Annotated in this window: 14 protein-coding genes; 6 read left to right on the forward strand and 8 right to left on the reverse strand. The window is 52.3% G+C overall.

Going from position 1 to position 17,509, the window contains the following annotated elements:
* Positions 1–93 precede the first annotated feature (93 nt).
* From surA to apaH, 5 genes are read left to right on the forward strand one after another with little or no spacing between them, the layout of a single operon-like run.
* Positions 94–1,389, forward strand: a complete 1,296-nt coding sequence (gene surA / locus UC15_RS02595) for a peptidylprolyl isomerase SurA (protein ID WP_112286977.1) — start codon at positions 94–96, stop codon at positions 1,387–1,389.
* Positions 1,379–2,386, forward strand: a complete 1,008-nt coding sequence (gene pdxA, locus UC15_RS02600; RefSeq protein WP_112287013.1) for a 4-hydroxythreonine-4-phosphate dehydrogenase PdxA — start codon at positions 1,379–1,381, stop codon at positions 2,384–2,386. The genes surA and pdxA overlap by 11 nt, the downstream gene beginning before the upstream one ends.
* Before the next feature lie 5 nt (positions 2,387–2,391).
* On the forward strand, positions 2,392–3,219 hold the full coding sequence (gene rsmA / locus UC15_RS02605) for a 16S rRNA (adenine(1518)-N(6)/adenine(1519)-N(6))-dimethyltransferase RsmA (protein WP_112286978.1): 828 nt from the start codon (positions 2,392–2,394) through the stop codon (positions 3,217–3,219).
* Positions 3,220–3,223: 4 nt separating this feature from the next.
* Complete coding sequence (apaG, locus tag UC15_RS02610; protein WP_112286979.1) at positions 3,224–3,601, forward strand: Co2+/Mg2+ efflux protein ApaG; 378 nt, start codon at positions 3,224–3,226, stop codon at positions 3,599–3,601.
* Between the two features lie 5 nt (positions 3,602–3,606).
* Entirely contained in the window at positions 3,607–4,461 is an 855-nt protein-coding gene (gene apaH / locus UC15_RS02615; RefSeq protein WP_112286980.1) for a bis(5'-nucleosyl)-tetraphosphatase (symmetrical) ApaH, read from the forward strand.
* Positions 4,462–4,533: 72 nt separating this feature from the next.
* Here the strand turns inward: apaH and folA are convergent, their stop codons facing one another.
* The 3 genes from folA to UC15_RS02630 form a co-directional block, all read right to left on the reverse strand.
* Positions 4,534–5,019, reverse strand: coding sequence for a type 3 dihydrofolate reductase (gene folA / locus UC15_RS02620; RefSeq protein WP_013577047.1), 486 nt, complete (start codon positions 5,017–5,019; stop codon positions 4,534–4,536).
* Positions 5,020–5,287: 268 nt separating this feature from the next.
* Positions 5,288–5,752, reverse strand: coding sequence for a threonine/serine exporter (locus tag UC15_RS02625; protein ID WP_165929049.1), 465 nt, complete (start codon positions 5,750–5,752; stop codon positions 5,288–5,290).
* Positions 5,749–6,558 carry a threonine/serine exporter ThrE family protein gene (locus tag UC15_RS02630; RefSeq protein ID WP_112286982.1) on the reverse strand — a complete coding sequence of 270 codons (810 nt, stop codon included), beginning with the start codon at positions 6,556–6,558 and terminating at the stop codon, positions 5,749–5,751. The genes UC15_RS02625 and UC15_RS02630 overlap by 4 nt, the downstream gene beginning before the upstream one ends.
* A 105-nt stretch (positions 6,559–6,663) precedes the next feature.
* Here UC15_RS02630 and UC15_RS02635 point away from each other — a divergent pair, with 105 nt between their 5' ends.
* Complete coding sequence (locus tag UC15_RS02635) at positions 6,664–7,278, forward strand: LysE family translocator (RefSeq protein WP_112286983.1); 615 nt, start codon at positions 6,664–6,666, stop codon at positions 7,276–7,278.
* A 65-nt stretch (positions 7,279–7,343) separates the two neighbouring features.
* On the opposite strand, the gene kefC is transcribed toward UC15_RS02635, so the two are convergent.
* The 5 genes from kefC to carB all read right to left on the reverse strand — a co-directional run bounded on the left by kefC (position 7,344) and on the right by carB (position 17,507).
* On the reverse strand, positions 7,344–9,197 hold the full coding sequence (kefC, locus tag UC15_RS02640) for a glutathione-regulated potassium-efflux system protein KefC (protein ID WP_112286984.1): 1,854 nt from the start codon (positions 9,195–9,197) through the stop codon (positions 7,344–7,346).
* A complete protein-coding gene (kefF, locus tag UC15_RS02645) occupies positions 9,190–9,744 on the reverse strand; it encodes a glutathione-regulated potassium-efflux system oxidoreductase KefF (RefSeq protein ID WP_037033576.1) in 555 nt (184 codons plus the stop codon). Before kefF ends, kefC begins: the two co-directional genes overlap by 8 nt.
* A 118-nt stretch (positions 9,745–9,862) precedes the next feature.
* A complete protein-coding gene (locus UC15_RS02650) occupies positions 9,863–12,454 on the reverse strand; it encodes a glycosyl hydrolase family 18 protein (RefSeq protein ID WP_112286985.1) in 2,592 nt (863 codons plus the stop codon).
* Positions 12,455–12,868: 414 nt separating this feature from the next.
* Positions 12,869–13,921, reverse strand: a complete 1,053-nt coding sequence (locus UC15_RS02655; RefSeq protein ID WP_112286986.1) for a peptidase inhibitor family I36 protein — start codon at positions 13,919–13,921, stop codon at positions 12,869–12,871.
* A 361-nt stretch (positions 13,922–14,282) separates the two neighbouring features.
* Entirely contained in the window at positions 14,283–17,507 is a 3,225-nt protein-coding gene (gene carB, locus UC15_RS02660; protein WP_112286987.1) for a carbamoyl-phosphate synthase large subunit, read from the reverse strand.
* Positions 17,508–17,509 lie beyond the last annotated feature (2 nt).

Consider the following 17,509-nt stretch of genomic DNA (forward strand, 5'->3'; position numbering starts at 1 on the left):
GTCATTTCGTGCAGACAGGGCTGATTTAGTGAAGACACTACGAACTCAGTGAACTTGAAACCCGCGCTTGCGGATTAGACAAATGGAAAAAGTATGAAGAACTGGAGAACACTTCTCCTCGGCGTGACGCTTTGTGCCAGCACTGCGTTTGCTGCCCCTCAGGAAGTTGATAAAGTTGCTGCCGTCGTGAACAACGGCGTCGTATTGCAAAGTGACGTGGATGGTTTGTTTAATTCCGTTAAACAGCAGGCACAGCAGGCTAAACAACAGCTGCCGGATGACGCAACGTTACGTCACCAGATCCTCGATCGTCTGATCATGGATCAGATCCAGTTGCAGATGGCGACCCGTATGGGGATCACGCCAAACGATCAGGATGTCGATAAAGCCATCGCCAGTATCGCCCAGCAGAACAACATTTCTGTCGATCAGCTTCGCAGCCGTCTTGCATATGACGGTTTGAACTACAGCACCTACCGTGCCCAGATCCGCAAAGAAATGATCATCAGCGAAGTGCGTAACAGCGAAGTACGTCGTCGCGTTACGATCCTGCCTCAGGAAGTGGATCAGCTGGCCAAACAGGTTGCTGCGCAAAATGGCAGCGGTGCTGAATTCAACCTCAGCCACATCCTGTTGCCATTGCCAGAAAACCCGACGCAGGATCAGGTTGATTCTGCAGAACAGCTGGCGAAGAAAATCGTCTCTGATCTGAACAATGGGGCGGATTTCGGCAAACTGGCGATCACCTACTCTGCTGACTCCCAGGCGCTGAAAGGCGGCAACATGGGCTGGGGCAAATTGCAGGAACTGCCTTCCCTGTTTGCACAGGCGTTGAGCACCGCGCAGAAAGGTCAGGTTATCGGTCCGATCCGTTCAGGTGTTGGTTTCCATATCCTGAAAGTGAACGATATCCGTGGCGATAACAAAACCGTTTCCGTCACCGAAGTACACGCCCGCCACATCCTGCTGAAACCTTCAGTGGTGATGACCGATGCGCAGGCGCGTGCAAAACTGGAACAAGTGGCTGCGGATATTAAGAGCGGCAAAGCGACCTTCGCTGAAGAAGCTAAACAGCTTTCTCAGGATCCGGGCTCTGCCAATCAGGGCGGCGATTTAGGTTGGGCTTCACCAGACATGTACGATCCGGCGTTCCGTGATGCCCTGATGAACCTGAAAAAAGGTGAAATGAGCGCACCGGTTCACTCCTCGTTCGGCTGGCATTTGATCCAACTGATCGACACCCGTCAGGTCGATAAAACAGATGCAGCACAGAAAGAACGTGCTTACCGCATGCTGTTCAACCGCAAATTTGCGGAAGAAGCTCAGACGTGGATGCAGGAACAACGTGCTGAAGCGTATGTGAAAATTATGGATGGTAATGGAAAATAATACTTCCGTGACAAAATCTGTGGTCATCACCCCCGGCGAGCCAGCCGGGGTTGGGCCGGATCTGGTACTCGCTCTGGCTCAGCAGGCATGGCCTGTTGAGTTAGTGGTATGTGCCGATCCGGCCTTACTGCTTGAACGTGCTGAGAAACTGGGTCTGAGTATTCAGTTGCGTGATTATCAGCAAGGCCGTCCGCCTGAGCCTCAGGCGGCAGGCACACTGACCGTTTTACCCGTTAACCTCGCCGCACCTGTGACAGCCGGGAAACTGGATGTTGCTAATGCGCCTTACGTGGTAGAAACGCTGGCGCGTGCCTGCGACGGTGCTATCAGCGGCGAATTTTCCGCACTGATCACCGGTCCGGTTCAGAAAAGTATTATCAATGATGCCGGTATTCCCTTCATCGGTCACACCGAATTCTTCGCCGACCGCAGCCATTGCAACCGTGTTGTGATGATGCTGGCGACCGAAGAATTACGCGTTGCGCTGGCGACTACGCACTTGCCTCTGCTGGCGGTGCCGGGTGCCATTACCCGTGAATGCCTGCATGAAGTCATCACCATTTTGCATCATGATCTGAAAACCAAATTTGGTATTACCGCGCCGAAAATTTATGTGTGTGGTCTGAATCCACATGCCGGCGAAGGTGGCCACATGGGGCACGAAGAGATCGACATTATCATTCCTGCACTGGACGAACTGCGCCAGCAAGGGATAGATCTCATCGGCCCGCTGCCCGCTGATACGTTATTCCAGCCTAAATATCTGCAACATGCCGATGCTGTTTTATCGATGTATCACGATCAGGGCCTTCCGGTGCTAAAATATCAGGGATTCGGTCGCGCAGTGAATATCACGCTTGGCCTGCCTTTTATCCGGACTTCCGTTGATCACGGTACCGCCCTTGAACTCGCCGCCACCGGCACCGCCGATGCGGGCAGTTTCAAGACAGCAATAAATCTCGCCATTCACATGGCAAATAACAGCAACGATAAATAACAACAATGAATAGTAGAGTCCACCAAGGTCACTTTGCCCGTAAACGTTTTGGGCAAAACTTCTTAACCGATCAGTTTGTTATCGATAGCATCGTGTCGGCCATTCACCCTATGCCGGGTGAAGCTGTCGTTGAAATCGGTCCGGGTCTGGCAGCATTAACTGAGCCTGTCGCTTCACGTCTGGACAGCATGACTGTGATCGAACTCGACCGTGATCTGGCGACGCGTCTGGAAAATAACCCTAAGTTTCAGGGCAAATTGCGGGTCATCCAGTCTGACGCAATGAAAATCAATTTCGGCGAGCTGTCTGAAGAACTCGGTCAGCCACTGCGCGTCTTTGGTAACCTGCCATACAACATTTCTACGCCGCTGATGTTTCATTTGTTCACCTATACCAACGCCATCAAAGACATGCATTTTATGTTGCAGAAGGAAGTGGTAAACCGTCTGGTTGCAGGTCCGAACAGCAAAGCGTATGGTCGTTTAACGGTGATGGCGCAATATTATTGCAACGTGATCCCGGTTCTGGAAGTTCCACCAGAATCCTTCACACCGGCGCCGAAAGTGGAATCCGCTGTGGTGCGTTTAGTGCCGCATGAAGTGATCCCGTATCCGGTCCCGGATATTCGCATTCTGAGCCGTCTGACTACCGATGCGTTCAACCAGCGTCGTAAAACAATACGCAACAGCCTCGGCCATCTGTTCACATCAGAACAAATGACCGAGCTGGGCTTAGATCTCAGCATGCGTGCTGAAAATATTTCTGTAGAGCAATTCTGTAAACTGGCTAACTGGTTGTCCACACGACCTAAAACCCCGGAACCTCAGGAGTAGCGTTATGCTTAATTCGCCCCGCGTTTGTGTTCAGGTGCAAAGTATCTACGTTGAGTCACAGTCGATACCGGAAGAAGAACGTTTTGTCTTCGCTTACACCATCACCATCCGCAATCTGGGGCGTTTTAATGTCCAACTGCTTCGCCGTTACTGGCTGATTACCAACAGTAATGGCCGCCAGACAGAAGTTCAGGGCGAAGGGGTCATCGGTGAACAACCGCTGATCCTGCCTGGCAATGAATTTCACTATACCAGCGGCGCGATTTTAGAAACGCCGCTGGGCACGATGGAAGGCCATTATGAAATGGTCGCACAAGACGGTGAAGCCTTCCGTGTGCCTGTTCCGGTCTTCCGCCTCGCCATCCCTACGCTGATAAATTAATCCTCATGTCGACATATCTTATTGGTGATGTTCACGGCTGCATCGATGAACTCAAGGCGCTATTGGCGCAGGTGGATTTTGATCCGCAAAATGATGTCCTGTGGCTGACCGGTGATCTGGTTGCCCGCGGTCCGTCCTCTCTCGACGTGCTGCGTTTTGTCAGCGGTTTGGGGGATTCGGTTCGCATGGTACTCGGTAACCATGATCTGCATCTGCTGGCGGTTTACGCCGGTATCAGCTTTAACAAACCGAAAGATCGCATCACGCCTCTGCTTGAAGCCGAAGATGCTGATGAGCTGATCAACTGGCTGCGACGTCAGCCGGTATTGCAGGTAGACGATGAGCTGAAGCTGGTCATGGCACACGCCGGGATCACGCCGCAGTGGGATCTCGAAACGGCGCAGATGTGCGCCCGTGAAGTGGAATCCGTGCTGAGCAGCGACACCTATCCGCTATTTCTGGATGCGATGTATGGCGATATGCCAAACAACTGGCACCCGGAGCTTTCGGGCCTGGCACGCCTGCGTTTCAGTACCAACGCATTTACCCGGATGCGCTACTGTTTCCCAAACGGTCAGCTGGACATGATTTGCAAGGATGTGCCGGAAAGCGCGCCAAAACCGCTCAAACCCTGGTTTGATATTCCGGGTCCTGTTCGGGAAGCAGGTTACAGCATTGCGTTTGGTCACTGGGCGTCTCTGGAAGGAAAAGGCGCGCCGGAAGGTATTTACGCACTCGATACCGGGTGTTGCTGGGGCGGAGATCTGACGATGCTACGCTGGGAAGATAAAACCTACTTCACGCAGCCGTCAAACCGCCACAGCGAAAAAGAGCAGTCTGAGATCCCAAAAGCGATTTAATAAACCGCAGACATTCAGACAGCAAAAAGGCACCTTCAAAAGGTGCCTTTTTCATTTCAGACTGATCAGGTATCAGGCGCGGCGGTCGAGAATTTCGAAGCAATAACCGTGAGAGTTCTGCTCATCCGCATCATGGAATTCGCTGAAGGTGCTTTCCCAGTCATCCGGCTCGTAATCAGGGAAATGCGTGTCGCCTTCCACTTCTGCGTCGATGTGAGTCAGGTATAAACGGTTAGCTTTTGGCAGCAACTGTTCGTAAACGCGGCCTCCGCCCATCACCATGACTTCTTCCACATCACCGGCCGCCGCCAGTGCAGCGTCAACGGACGTTACCCAGGTCACGCCTTCATGTTCGCCAGGTTTAGAGCTGATGACGATATTCAGCCTGCCAGGCAATGGGCGTCCGATTGACTCAAACGTCTTGCGTCCCATGATGACAGGTTTGTTCAGCGTATTACGCTTGAACCAGGCCAGATCACCGGGTAAATGCCAAGGCATAGCGTTTTCCATGCCAATAACGCGATCGGTCGCCAGTGCGGCGATCAGGCTAATAATCATTGTGAAGCCCTGTGTAGAGAAGGAATTGGAGCGTGACCCGAAAAAAGAGCTGACACTATACGGAAAGCCCTATCAGCCGTCGATAGGAAGACCTGCGCTTTACAAAGATATAAGAGAGCTTTACCCCTGCCGGGATATTCCCCGTCAAACGTGCCATCTCAGCCCCTGAAGTGTGGTCAAAAGCCGGAAGCTTTCGCCGTAATTCAGTCGAAAATGCTGAACCGTTGATCTGCATTTCGTCCTGTATATTGGTGCTGTACAACAACCCTTACACACCGGGGCGTTTACGGTACAGCCACAATCCCGGTAATGATAATCCGATAGATAAAGCTCCGACGATAAAACTGGCTTTCAGAAAATTGGTAAGCGCCGTCGACAGCAATACCTCGCTGTAGCCAAGGTGCGAAATCTCCACCACGGAAATCATCGCCGTGTAGGCTGATATACCGGGGAACATCGGTATAACGGCGGCAACGGTGAAAACTTTAGGATGCGCCAGCAACCAGCGTGACCAGCGAATACCCATAATGCCAATCAGTATAGCCGCCAGCAGGGACGCCCACTCAATGTTGATCCCGCCATGAATAAGTAACATCCGGGTGCCATGGCCGAGCCCGCCAAGCAGTGCGCAATAGGGTAATGCCCGGCGTGGGACATTAAACACCATCGCAAAGCCCAGCGCAGGCACCGCGGCAAAAATCATGTCCTCGATCAGCGCCCATAAAAGACTCATGACCACCCCCGCAAATCCCACAGCGCCATGGCCATGACCACACCGATGCAGGTTGCCAGCGTCAGCAGACTTGCCATCGTCCAGCGTGCCAGCCCGGTATTCACATGCCCCTTGAACATATCCGCCACAGCGTTAATCAGCGGAAACCCCGGCACCAGCAATAACACGCTGGCGGCCATGGCGACGTTTGACGACTGTTCAAAAATGCCCAGCCGCAACAACAGGCCTGAAATGGACGTCGCCACAAATGCAGTGCAGCAAAAGTTGATCAGCGGATTCATGTGCTGCGCAGTGAGACTTTGGCGAACGGCCATAGCGACGCCGCTGGCTAAAAAGGTGACGATGAACGCATCCCATCCGCCGCCGTTAAGTTTGCTGAAACACCCGCAGGAGAGCGCCACCATCAACACCATCAGCCAGCGCGGATAGCGCAGCGGTTTGATTTTTTGCAGACGTTTTGCCACCAGCGCACTGTCGAGCAGTTTATGCTCAGCCAGGATCACCGTATGCTGGACTTCGGTCACCACCTGCATGTTGATCCCGCGATCGACATTCTTACGCGTTGAGGTCAGGCTGTAACCGCCGCTGAGCGTGCTGAGCACAATGGCATTGGCGGAGATTGAGCTTTCCACCCGGTCCATGCCCAGCGCGACACCAAGTCTTGCCGACAGCTGTTCGACCAGCATACTTTCCGCGCCATGCTGCAACAGCATCAGGGCACATTCGATGCATAACCGGGTAATTTCACGCTGATGATGCGCCTCGGGGCTTTCACGCACCGGGTATTCTATGACCGGATCCTGCATACCATTCACCGTCCGCAAAAAAAGCAATAAGAGTGATTTAACTTACTGAGGATTGGCGTATCATGCCGCCTTCTTTTGCTCTGAACATTGACGACGGTTATTTTCATGCTTGAAACCACCCTTTTTGTTGCCAGTATTGCCTTCCTCGGCATGCTTTCGCCCGGCCCTGATTTCTTTCTGGTTATCAAAAATGCGGCCCGTTATCCGCGCATTGCTGCACTCATGACGTCGCTGGGTGTGATTTGTGGCGTGATTACGCACATGTCTTACTGTGTGGCGGGTCTGGCGGTGGTGATCACCACTACGCCGTGGTTATTCAATTTACTGAAATACGTCGGTGCCGTGTATCTGATCTGGGTGGGTATTCAGGCGTTGTTCTCCCGCAGCAACAGCAAAATGAACCTCGACGGGCTCGAGCCGCAGCAAGTGAAATTACGCACGGCGTTCGTGCAGGGTTATCTGTGTAATCTGCTGAATCCTAAGGCGACGCTTTTCTTCCTGGCGATGTTTACTCAGGTTTTGCAGATCAACTCCACCGTCGGTGAAAAGCTGTGGTACGCCTCGATAATCGTGGGTTTGTCTGCTATCTGGTGGCCGTCACTGGCCTTGCTGATACAGAGCCCGCCGGTACGTCGCGGTCTGGCAAAAGCACAAAAAATTATCGATAAGCTGCTGGGTGGCGTGCTGATTGGTTTAGGTATCAAAGTCGCACTGAGCTGATTTGTACTGAATCAGGAAAGAAAAAAACCGGTGCATCAGGCACCGGTTTTCAGTTTTGAATCTGTTTACCCCTTCGCTTCAATCACCTCATTCTCCGGGGCTTTCCCGTCAATACTGCCGCGCCAGCCCTGTTGCTGACCGGAAGCCAGACGCTCCTGATCCTGCTCAATCGCTGCCGTCAGCATATCTTTCGCACGCTGCATACTGGCGATGCGGAATTCGGTATCTTCGTAATTCTCGATAGTCGCTTCCAGCATTTTCAGGTTATAGCGGCGGAACAAATCGGCTTTCTCGCGGGCTTCATAAGCATCCAGCCCCAGCGCTTCCAGCACATCACGACCGACGCGCAGTGAACCTTCAAACAGTTCACGCTCCGGCGCTTCCACACCTAACTGGCGCAACTGATACCAGTGATCAACGTCACGCGCACGGGCAATCACTTTCAGGTTCGGGAAATGCTCTTTCGCCAGCGCGGTCAGCTGAAGGTTGGCCTCCACATCATCAATGGCGTTAATCAAGACTTTAGCCTGCGCCGCACCTGCCGATTCCAGCAAATCCACGCGCGTCGCATCGCCGTAAAACACCTTGGTACCAAATTTGCGCAGCGTTTCAATATGATCAGGATCGTGGTCAAGAACCACAGTATGAACGTTATTGGCCAGTAACAGACGACCGGCAATCTGACCAAAACGACCGAATCCGGCGATAATAACCTGCGCATTTTCTTCATCGATGGTGTCTTGCGGACGGTCATCTTTTGGCGCATTGCGTTCAAGACGCGCCGACAACACCAGCAGTAATGGCGTCACCGCCATGGAAAGTGCAACTGCCAGCGTCAGCGCCTTTGACCATTCCACCGGCAACACACCAGCCATCTGCGCCGTACTAAAAATCACGAATGCGAATTCACTGCCCTGCCCGATTAAGATGGCAAACAGGCCGCGCTGCTTTTTCGGCACACCCAGCCAAGGCGCAATCAGCCACAGCAAAGCGGCTTTCAGCGCCATAAATCCGACCAGCAATGTGGCGATCAGCAACGGCTGATGGACCAGCGTGCCGAAGTCGATAGACATCCCGACGCCGATAAAAAACAGGCCGAGCAACAGGCCTTTGAACGGCTGAATATCGCTTTCCAGCGCGTGACGGTATTCAGAACTCGCCAGCAATACACCTGCCAGAAACGCGCCCATCGCCATCGACATCCCGGCCATTTCCAGCAAAATGCCGAAACCGAAGACCAGAAATAGCGCAACGGCACTGAACACTTCACGCATGCCGGAACGTGCCACGAAGTGCAGTAATGGCCGCGTGACATAGCGTCCGAGCAGAATAACCAGCACCAGCGCACCGGCCACTTTTGCCGCGGACAAACCAAAACTCATCAGCGTGGTAGCTTCGCCGGTACTTGCCAGTAACGGGATCATCGCCACCAGCGGGATCGCCGCAATATCCTGAAACAGCAATACCGCAAACGCGCTGCGGCCAATGGGTGACGCGGTCAGGCTGCGCTCACTCATCGCCTGCATGGCTATGGCCGTTGAGGACAGCGCCAGCGTCAGGCCAATCAGCAACGCGATTTTCCAGTCCAGCCCGAGGAAGTAACAGAACGCGCTGAGCACCACGCCGCAGCCGACCATCTGAATACTGCCGCCGCCGAATACCGAGGCACGCATGGTCCATAACCGTTTGGGATCCAGCTCCAGACCGATGACAAACAGCATCAGCACCACGCCGATTTCCGCAAAGGTCAGAATTGATTCTGCATCAGACACCAGCTTCAGCCCCCACGGACCGATAATGCAGCCGGCGATCAGATAACCCAGCACGGAACCCAGCCCCAGCCGCACAGCAATCGGCACAAACAGCGCCGCCGAGCCGAGATAAATCAGGCCTTCGATCATCAGGTTATGGTTATCCAAGACTCACCTCCGGCGGACAGCCTTCTTTCAGACTGAGACAAGCCGTTAAACGCCGGCGATATTCTTCGCCCGCCGCCTTCAGCGCCACTTCGTCACAAATAAAGGTGTTGTGGACGGCAAAATACGGCAGCCAGTGCATGCCGCAATAAATGGCTGTCGCCTGTAACGGCTGCGCCAGCACGTCGAAATCAGGGTGATCACCCAGTTCGAAATGATGCTCGTTGCCTCCGGTCGTCACCGCCCACAGGCAATGTTTTCCGTTCAGCGCATTGCCTTCATGACCGTAGGCCCAGCCGTGCTCAAGCACTTTGTCGATCCACAGTTTCATCAGCGGCGGCAGGCTGTACCATTGGATGGGATGCTGAAAAACCACCAAATCCGCGCGTTCAACCGCTTTCTGTTCAGCGGCGATGTCGATATTAAAATCGGGATAGAGGTCGTAAAGCGAGCGCACTTCAACATTGGGCAAATCACTGACGGCTGACAGCAACCCCTGATTGGCTCTTGAATGGCGCGGATAAGGATGGGCGTAAATTATTAAAATCATCAGTGAACTCATATCGACATAATATGCATTCATCATAAAGTATTTTTAACATTTATTAACTGCCGTAAATACGATGAAAAACAGGGCCCTCAGGCCCTGCTGATTTAGATGAAAGGATTTACGGACAACTGACTGCCCCGAGATCCAGCCAGTTGTCACCTGCAACCGGCGTCACACCCTGTGTCCAGACTTTCGCTTTCCAGTTATGGCCGCCGTAAGTGGCCATTTCACCCTGAAGATAGGTGGCCGCATTGTCGTAAGGCAAAGTGATATTGCTGACGAGTTGCCACTGATCGCTGCTGCGCAATGGCGGATTGTTTTGAGTCCAATATTTCGCCTTCCATATCAGCTGGTTGTAGCTTACAGCATCACCAGTATTATAGATTTTACTGCTGTCCCAGGCTGGCACTTGTGCCGCCGCAGGATCCGTTGTCACGCCACATCCGCCCGAGGTCGCCGGGTTTACTGTCAGCTGTAAGCTGGCCGTGCCGGATGATTTTCCGTCGCTGACCACAACACTGACCTGATAAACCGTGCTGGTGGTGACAGCCGGAGCGGTAACGTTGATGGCGCTGGTAGTCAGCGAGCTGACGCTCAGACCGGCGGGCAACGTCCACTGATAGGTTAGCGGATCGCTGTTAGCATCCGTCGCCTGTGCCACCAGCGCGAAGGTATTACCTGCCGTCACGGTCATGGTCGCAGGCAACATCACCACCGGCGGCTGGTTCGCCTGAACCGCAGAGTTTGTCACCTGAACCTGCGCGGTAGTGCTCAGCCCTTGCGGGTCGGTCACCTTGAGCTGGAATACCCACACCTGATCTTGTGTGGTAGTCAGGACGTTAAACTGCGCTTTGGCTTTGTCTGCATTGGTCAGCGTCACTGCCGGGCCGGAGATTTTGGTCCACAGATACGTCAGCGCACTATTTTCCGGGTCACGGGAGGCAGAACCATCAAGTACCACGGTCACCGGACCGGTCACGTTCTGATTCGTTCCCGCACTGGCCAGCGGCGCAAGATTTGTAGTGCCGCCGCCGCTGCCATCCCCTAACCCTTCATGCATGGCATTCAAAATATCGCCGTTATCTGCGTCGATTTCCCATGCGAACAGGCCGCCAAGCTGATTGGCCAGAACGTATTTACCTTTGGCAATCACTGAACGGTTGTCATCGTAAGTGATCAAATCACCGGTGGAAGGCTTCCACAAATACGGGGCTTCAGCCGCCGGATCATAGTTGTACTGCCAGTCACTGCTGGCTTTAAGCTTCGCCACCTGACGGTAATCGAGAATGCCATTCTCCCAGGTCCCTGCGGTCGGGCCCGTCGCGGTGCCGGTGAAAGGATCGTTATTCTGGAAATTCTTCACTCCTGTCCAGCCGCGCCCGTACATAGCGGCACCCACCACGATTTTACCCGGCGTCACGCCCTGTGAAAGCAATGCCTGCACGCCATGATCGGTGGTGTAATCGGTATCGGGTTTCGAGGCGGATCCGTATAAGGCGGTTTGATGTCCCAGCGTCGTCAGTGAGAAAGCCCCATAGAAGTCGTAGCTCATCAGGAATATGTGATCCATATATTGCTGCGCGGCGCTGTAATCCACGTTATCAATTTTGTCCCTGCCTGCACTGATCGCCGAACTCAGTTCGTAGGTTTTTCCTGTCTGGGCGGACAATTCATTAAGCATCGCCCGCAGATCTTTCATCAGCTGCACATAGGTATCGCCATCCGCCGTGCTGCCCAGCGCCGGGTTTTCACCGCCACCGCCCGGAAATTCCCAGTCAATATCCACACCGTCAAAGAATTTCCAGGTTTGCAGGAATTCTTTTACCGAGGCCACGAAGACGTCCCGCTTCGCCTTATCCTTCATGAAATAGAACGGGTCTGACAACGTCCAGCCACCGATGGAAGGGACAATTTTCAGGTTTGGATAGGCTTTTTTCAGCGCCATCAGCTGACCAAAATTACCTTTATAAGGTGCTGAATATTCACTGACGCCTTGCTGAGGCATCTGTACCGCAGCCCAGGGATCGTGTATCGCAACTTTAAAATCCTGACGCCCCGCACAGGCGCGTTGCAAGGCCTGAAAACTGCCCTCAATGCTTTTTAAACTGTCGTTAATCCCGTCCCCGCCGCAAATCGGCGTGAAGCCGTACAAGATATGTGTCAGGTTCTGCGCAGGGATTTTATCCACGGAGAATCCGCGACCATACACGCCCCACTCAACAAAATATGCGCCAACGACCTTGCCAGACTTGTTGTTATAAGGCTGGTTATTTTCCTTCAGCGTGCTGGTTAACGGTAGCAGATGACTGCCGTCGGTATCTGCCACCACAATTTGTTTGGCGTCACTGGTGGTACAACCTTCGCTGTTACATAACGCGACCTGTAACTGATAACGCCCGCCTTTATTGACAGCAAAAGTGGCGCTGCCTGTCGCGCCTGAGGGACCGCTCCAGACCTGCGCACCATTGAGTAAAACTTTGGCCGTCTGGCCCGCGTCGCCGGTCCATAAATTCCAGGTGACCGTCGCATCCGCCGCATTTTTTACCGTCACCAGCTGGTTATAGGCCGAGGCAGACTGATTGATATCAACAATGGCAAAGGTGGTTTCATCCGCGCCAAGGGTTGGCTTTCCGGGTAGAGCCGCCTGTGAGACCGGCGCAAGAACCGCGCCGATAAGCAAAGCCAGAAGGCTGACAGGAGTTTTGTTCATGTGAAATTCCTCATTTTTGACTGGAAGCACTGCAAGAAGGGTTAATTCTCGATGTGAACTAACCAAGGCTTCGAGTATAAAATCAGACACAAACACATAACAATAATTAAACATTAAAACAGTATGATACTCATCACATTAACTTAAAATATCGATCTAAAAGAATAAGTTATAGCAAAAATTGCTTTCATATGAAAACACCAATACATAAAAAATATAGCTTTAACTTTAAACATATTTAATGATTATGTTTAACATTTTAGCTGAACAGATATAAAAAAAGCCCGCCCCTTTCGGGAGCGGGCGTCTCAACGTCCGTAGGGAACCAGCGGAGACTTATTTGCTGATTTTTGCGTGCATTTCCTGCACTGAAATCACCTGCCAGACGCTATCTCATACTGAAGAGGCCGTTTTTTAGCTTAGTTGCTCAAGCCGTAAATTATTGATTACGTTGTAATCTGTTGACTCTCCAGGGTAAATAATCTGTATATCAAGCGGCACATCCTGATTCGGCCCGATAATGTGTCCCGCTCTGCTTTCCAAATAAACGTGGCCCTCTACGGACTTTTCAATATTCAAAATAATCCAGTTAACATTCGTTTTCAGCCAATCAGGGCTGACCTCCGCGCCTTCAGGCAAGACAAACGACAATTCCCACGAACTCACTTGTTCATCCCTGGATGTAAGTATCAGATGATAACTGTAAATATATTCGGGTTGGTCCCACACTAATTTCCAGTGAGACATTAATTGCTGAGTTACTTGTAAGGGTTTAGGTTCAGTCACATGAACCAATGTAGTGACGACATTATTACCGGTATTGATCACGCCAATTGGGGCATGTAATCTGCACACCAGTTCTGTTGAACCTACCGCTTTTCCTGTTACCGGAATCCGAAGAATAACGGAACTGTTCGCGGGAACAGTAACAGCAGGAACTGCAGACACAGAGATAATATCGGCATTACTAATCGTCACATTAATCGTGACATCTTCTACTGTGGTTGCACTATTATTTTCGATTTTACATTTAAATAAATACCTTTCATCAATACCAACACTAAAATCACTTTCAGCCAGTATTAACAGATTCACTTCAGTCACCGGTGCGCTCACCACCGATCGCACAGCATCATTCCAGGTACTTTTTCCCAGAGGATAGTCATAAAGCGTAGAAACATCCTGCCCCGCAGAGACTGACAGCGTCTGCCCGTCAAGATAGATCCCTGAAACTAATGTAGCGGCCTGATTCATATTATTGACTACGCTCGAAACGCCGCCCCCTGCGCCAAGGATAAAACCATAGCTTTCAAGCTGTGCCTGATCCACTTGAATATTTGGAGAAATAACCAGAATATCGCCTACCTTCTTGTTATAGTCCACGTTAGTAAATAAGCATAATTTACCGTCAGGGCAATTGCTCACGCCCGAGCTTTTTTTAATAAGATAAATATCTTGATCTGCCATAATGTAGCTCTCCGATTTATTTAATATAGTTCACCTTGAGATAAATATGTTTAAAGTGAACGTTTATGTGTTTTGAAAACTTACCTGCCTACCAGAAAAAGTAATGAGTGATAAAAAGAGATTTGTGAAATAAAAACAACATCAAAAGCATCATTTTATATAATGCGTCATGTTTTAAATTAATGAGGGATATTATTTATCTCATTTTTATCGCTCTGAGGGATATTACTGAAGTGAGGGGCATTGGCGTAACTTCTAACGAATACTGACAAAACAATATGATATCTGAATGTGCGGAGATGAAATTTATGACAAAAAAAACCGCAGGCGAACCTGCGGCTGATACGAGAATGTGAACAGATTAGTTTTTGATCCGCGCGTGCATTTCCTGCACTGAAATCACCTGCTCGGTCGGGTCAGAAGACAGCGCCATCGCGGTAGCAAAACCACCGTTGAGCGTGGTGTCGTAATGCACTTTGTATTGCAGTGCGCTGCGACGGATAAGCTTGGAGTCTTCAATCGCCTGACGGCCAGCAGTGGTATTCACGATGTAGACATATTCGCCGTTCTTGATACGGTCCTGAATATGCGGACGGCCTTCATGCACCTTGTTGACCAGACGCGGATTAATTCCGGCCTCGCCCAGCACTACCGCCGTACCGTGGGTTGCATCCAGCTCGAAACCACGTTTGAGCAGTTTCGCGGCTAAATCCACCACGCGACCTTTGTCACCCTCGCGGACTGACAACAGGGCGCGACCAGCTTTCTTCATACCGGAGTTGCTTCCCAGCTGCGCTTTAGCAAAGGCTTCTGCGAAGGTACGGCCGACGCCCATGACTTCACCGGTAGAACGCATTTCCGGCCCCAGAATCGGGTCAACGCCAGGGAATTTGTTGAACGGCAGCACCACTTCTTTTACGGAGTAGTAAGGCGGGATGACTTCTTCGGTCACGCCCTGCTCTGCCAGTGTCTGACCCGCCATCACGCGAGCCGCCACTTTCGCCAGCGGTACACCGGTCGCTTTGGAGACGAACGGTACGGTACGGGCTGCACGCGGGTTGACTTCAATCAGGTAGACTTCATTGTTCTTCACCGCGAACTGGACGTTCATCAGACCGCGAACACTCAGCTCGAAAGCCAGTTTCTCTACCTGCTGACGCATCACATCCTGAATTTCCTGGCTCAGCGTGTAGCAAGGCAATGAACATGCGGAGTCACCGGAGTGAACGCCCGCCTGTTCGATGTGCTCCATGATGCCGCCAATCAGTACGCGCTCGCCGTCGCAGATAGCATCAACGTCAACTTCTACGGCGTCGTCAAGGAAGCGATCCAGCAGAACCGGAGCATCGTTCGAGACGCTGACCGCGTTCTGGAAGTAACGGCGCAGGTCGATTTCGTCGTAGACGATTTCCATCGCGCGGCCGCCCAGCACATACGAAGGACGCACCACCAGCGGATAACCGATACCCGCCGCTTTTTCGACTGCCTGTTCGATAGTCGCAACGGTGGCGTTCGCCGGTTGTTTCAGACCCAGACGGTGAACCGCCTGCTGGAAACGTTCACGGTCTTCTGCACGGTCAATCGCGTCCGGGCTGGTACCAATAATTGGCACGCCAGCAGCTTCCAGTTCACGCGCAAGTTTCAGCGGAGTCTGGCCGCCATACTGAACAATCACGCCTTTCGGCTGTTCGATACGCACGATTTCCAGCACGTCTTCCAGTGTCACGGATTCGAAATACAGACGGTCGGAAGTGTCGTAGTCTGTAGACACCGTTTCCGGGTTACAGTTAACCATGATGGTTTCGTAACCGTCTTCGCGCAGCGCCAGTGAGGCGTGAACGCAGCAATAGTCGAACTCGATACCCTGACCGATACGGTTTGGACCACCGCCCAGCACCATGATTTTCGGCTTGTCGTTGGTCGGGTTAGATTCGCATTCTTCTTCATACGTCGAATACATGTAGGCGGTATCGGTAGAGAATTCCGCGGCACAGGTATCCACACGTTTGTAGACCGGATGCAGGTTGTATTTGTGACGCAGTTTGCGCACTTCGCTTTCTGAAACGCCGACCAGTTTCGCCAGACGTAGATCCGCAAAGCCTTTGCGCTTAAGCATGCGCAGGTAATCGTGGGTCAGAATGTTGAAGCCGCCTTCAGCCACTTCATTTTCCAGTTTCACCAGTTCTTCAATCTGCACCAGGAACCAGCGGTCCACGTTGGTCAGGTTGAAGATACCGTCAACGGACATCCCGGCACGGAAAGCATCAGCGATGTACCAGATACGCTCGGCTCCGGCTTCTTTCAGCTCGCGACGAATTTTAGTCAGCGCTTCCGGATCATCCAGACTCACTTTCGGGTCGAAACCGCTCGCGCCCACTTCCAGACCGCGAAGGGCTTTTTGCAGAGATTCCTGCTGAGTGCGGCCAATCGCCATCACTTCGCCGACAGATTTCATCTGCGTGGTCAGACGGTCGTTGGCACCGGCAAATTTCTCGAAGTTGAAGCGAGGGATCTTGGTCACAACGTAGTCGATAGAAGGTTCGAACGAGGCCGGGGTTTTACCGCCAGTGATGTCGTTCATCAGCTCATCGAGGGTGTAACCCACCGCCAGTTTCGCGGCTACTTTGGCAATCGGGAAACCGGTCGCTTTAGACGCCAGCGCGGAAGAACGTGATACGCGCGGGTTCATTTCGATAACGATCAGACGGCCATTTTTCGGGTTTACCGAGAACTGGACGTTAGAGCCACCGGTTTCTACACCGATTTCACGCAGTACCGCCATGGAGGCGTTACGCATGATTTGGTATTCTTTGTCGGTCAGGGTTTGCGCGGGTGCTACGGTGATGGAGTCACCGGTGTGGATGCCCATTGCATCGAAGTTTTCGATGGAGCAGACGATGATGCAGTTGTCGTTTTTATCACGCACCACTTCCATCTCGTACTCTTTCCAGCCAATCAGCGACTCATCAATCAGCAGCTCTTTGGTTGGGGAAAGATCCAGACCGCGTTCGCAAATCTCTTCAAACTCTTCACGGTTGTACGCGATACCGCCACCGGTGCCGCCCATGGTGAAGGAAGGACGAATGATGCACGGGAAGCCAACATCAGCGGCAACCGCCAGCGCTTCTTCCATGGTGTGTGCGATACCGGAACGTGCGGTGTCGAGGCCGATTTTTTTCATCGCCACGTCGAAACGGCGACGGTCTTCCGCTTTATCAATCGCATCGGCGGTCGCACCAATCATGGTCACGCCGAATTCTTCCAGCACGCCCTGACGTTCCAGTTCCAGCGCACAGTTCAGTGCGGTCTGGCCGCCCATGGTTGGCAGCACGGCATCCGGACGTTCTTTCTCGATAATCTTGCGCACCACTTCCCAGTGAATTGGCTCGATGTAAGTCGCATCGGCCATTTCCGGGTCAGTCATGATAGTCGCAGGGTTGGAGTTCACCAGAATGACGCGGTAACCCTCTTCACGCAGCGCCTTACACGCCTGCGCACCCGAGTAGTCAAATTCACAAGCCTGGCCGATAACAATCGGGCCGGCGCCCAGGATCAGGATGCTTTTTATGTCTGTACGTTTTGGCATTT

Source organism: Rahnella sp. AN3-3W3 (assembly GCF_003263545.1).
GTDB lineage: Bacteria > Pseudomonadota > Gammaproteobacteria > Enterobacterales > Enterobacteriaceae > Rahnella > Rahnella variigena.

Bases quoted from the DNA above. Each gene is read 5' to 3' on its own strand.
- surA (WP_112286977.1), top strand. From the start codon at position 94: ATGAAGAACTGGAGAACACTTCTCCTCGGCGTGACGCTTTGTGCCAGC.
- folA (WP_013577047.1), bottom strand. From the start codon at position 5,019: ATGATTATTAGCCTGATCGCCGCACTGGCGACCGATCGCGTTATTGGC.
- UC15_RS02635 (WP_112286983.1), top strand. From the start codon at position 6,664: ATGCTTGAAACCACCCTTTTTGTTGCCAGTATTGCCTTCCTCGGCATG.
- apaH (WP_112286980.1), top strand. From the start codon at position 3,607: ATGTCGACATATCTTATTGGTGATGTTCACGGCTGCATCGATGAACTC.
- rsmA (WP_112286978.1), top strand. From the start codon at position 2,392: ATGAATAGTAGAGTCCACCAAGGTCACTTTGCCCGTAAACGTTTTGGG.
- UC15_RS02650 (WP_112286985.1), bottom strand. From the start codon at position 12,454: ATGAACAAAACTCCTGTCAGCCTTCTGGCTTTGCTTATCGGCGCGGTT.
- UC15_RS02625 (WP_165929049.1), bottom strand. From the start codon at position 5,752: ATGAGTCTTTTATGGGCGCTGATCGAGGACATGATTTTTGCCGCGGTG.
- UC15_RS02655 (WP_112286986.1), bottom strand. From the start codon at position 13,921: ATGGCAGATCAAGATATTTATCTTATTAAAAAAAGCTCGGGCGTGAGC.
- pdxA (WP_112287013.1), top strand. From the start codon at position 1,379: ATGGAAAATAATACTTCCGTGACAAAATCTGTGGTCATCACCCCCGGC.
- apaG (WP_112286979.1), top strand. From the start codon at position 3,224: ATGCTTAATTCGCCCCGCGTTTGTGTTCAGGTGCAAAGTATCTACGTT.
- UC15_RS02630 (WP_112286982.1), bottom strand. From the start codon at position 6,558: ATGCAGGATCCGGTCATAGAATACCCGGTGCGTGAAAGCCCCGAGGCG.
- carB (WP_112286987.1), bottom strand. From the start codon at position 17,507: ATGCCAAAACGTACAGACATAAAAAGCATCCTGATCCTGGGCGCCGGC.
- kefF (WP_037033576.1), bottom strand. From the start codon at position 9,744: ATGATTTTAATAATTTACGCCCATCCTTATCCGCGCCATTCAAGAGCC.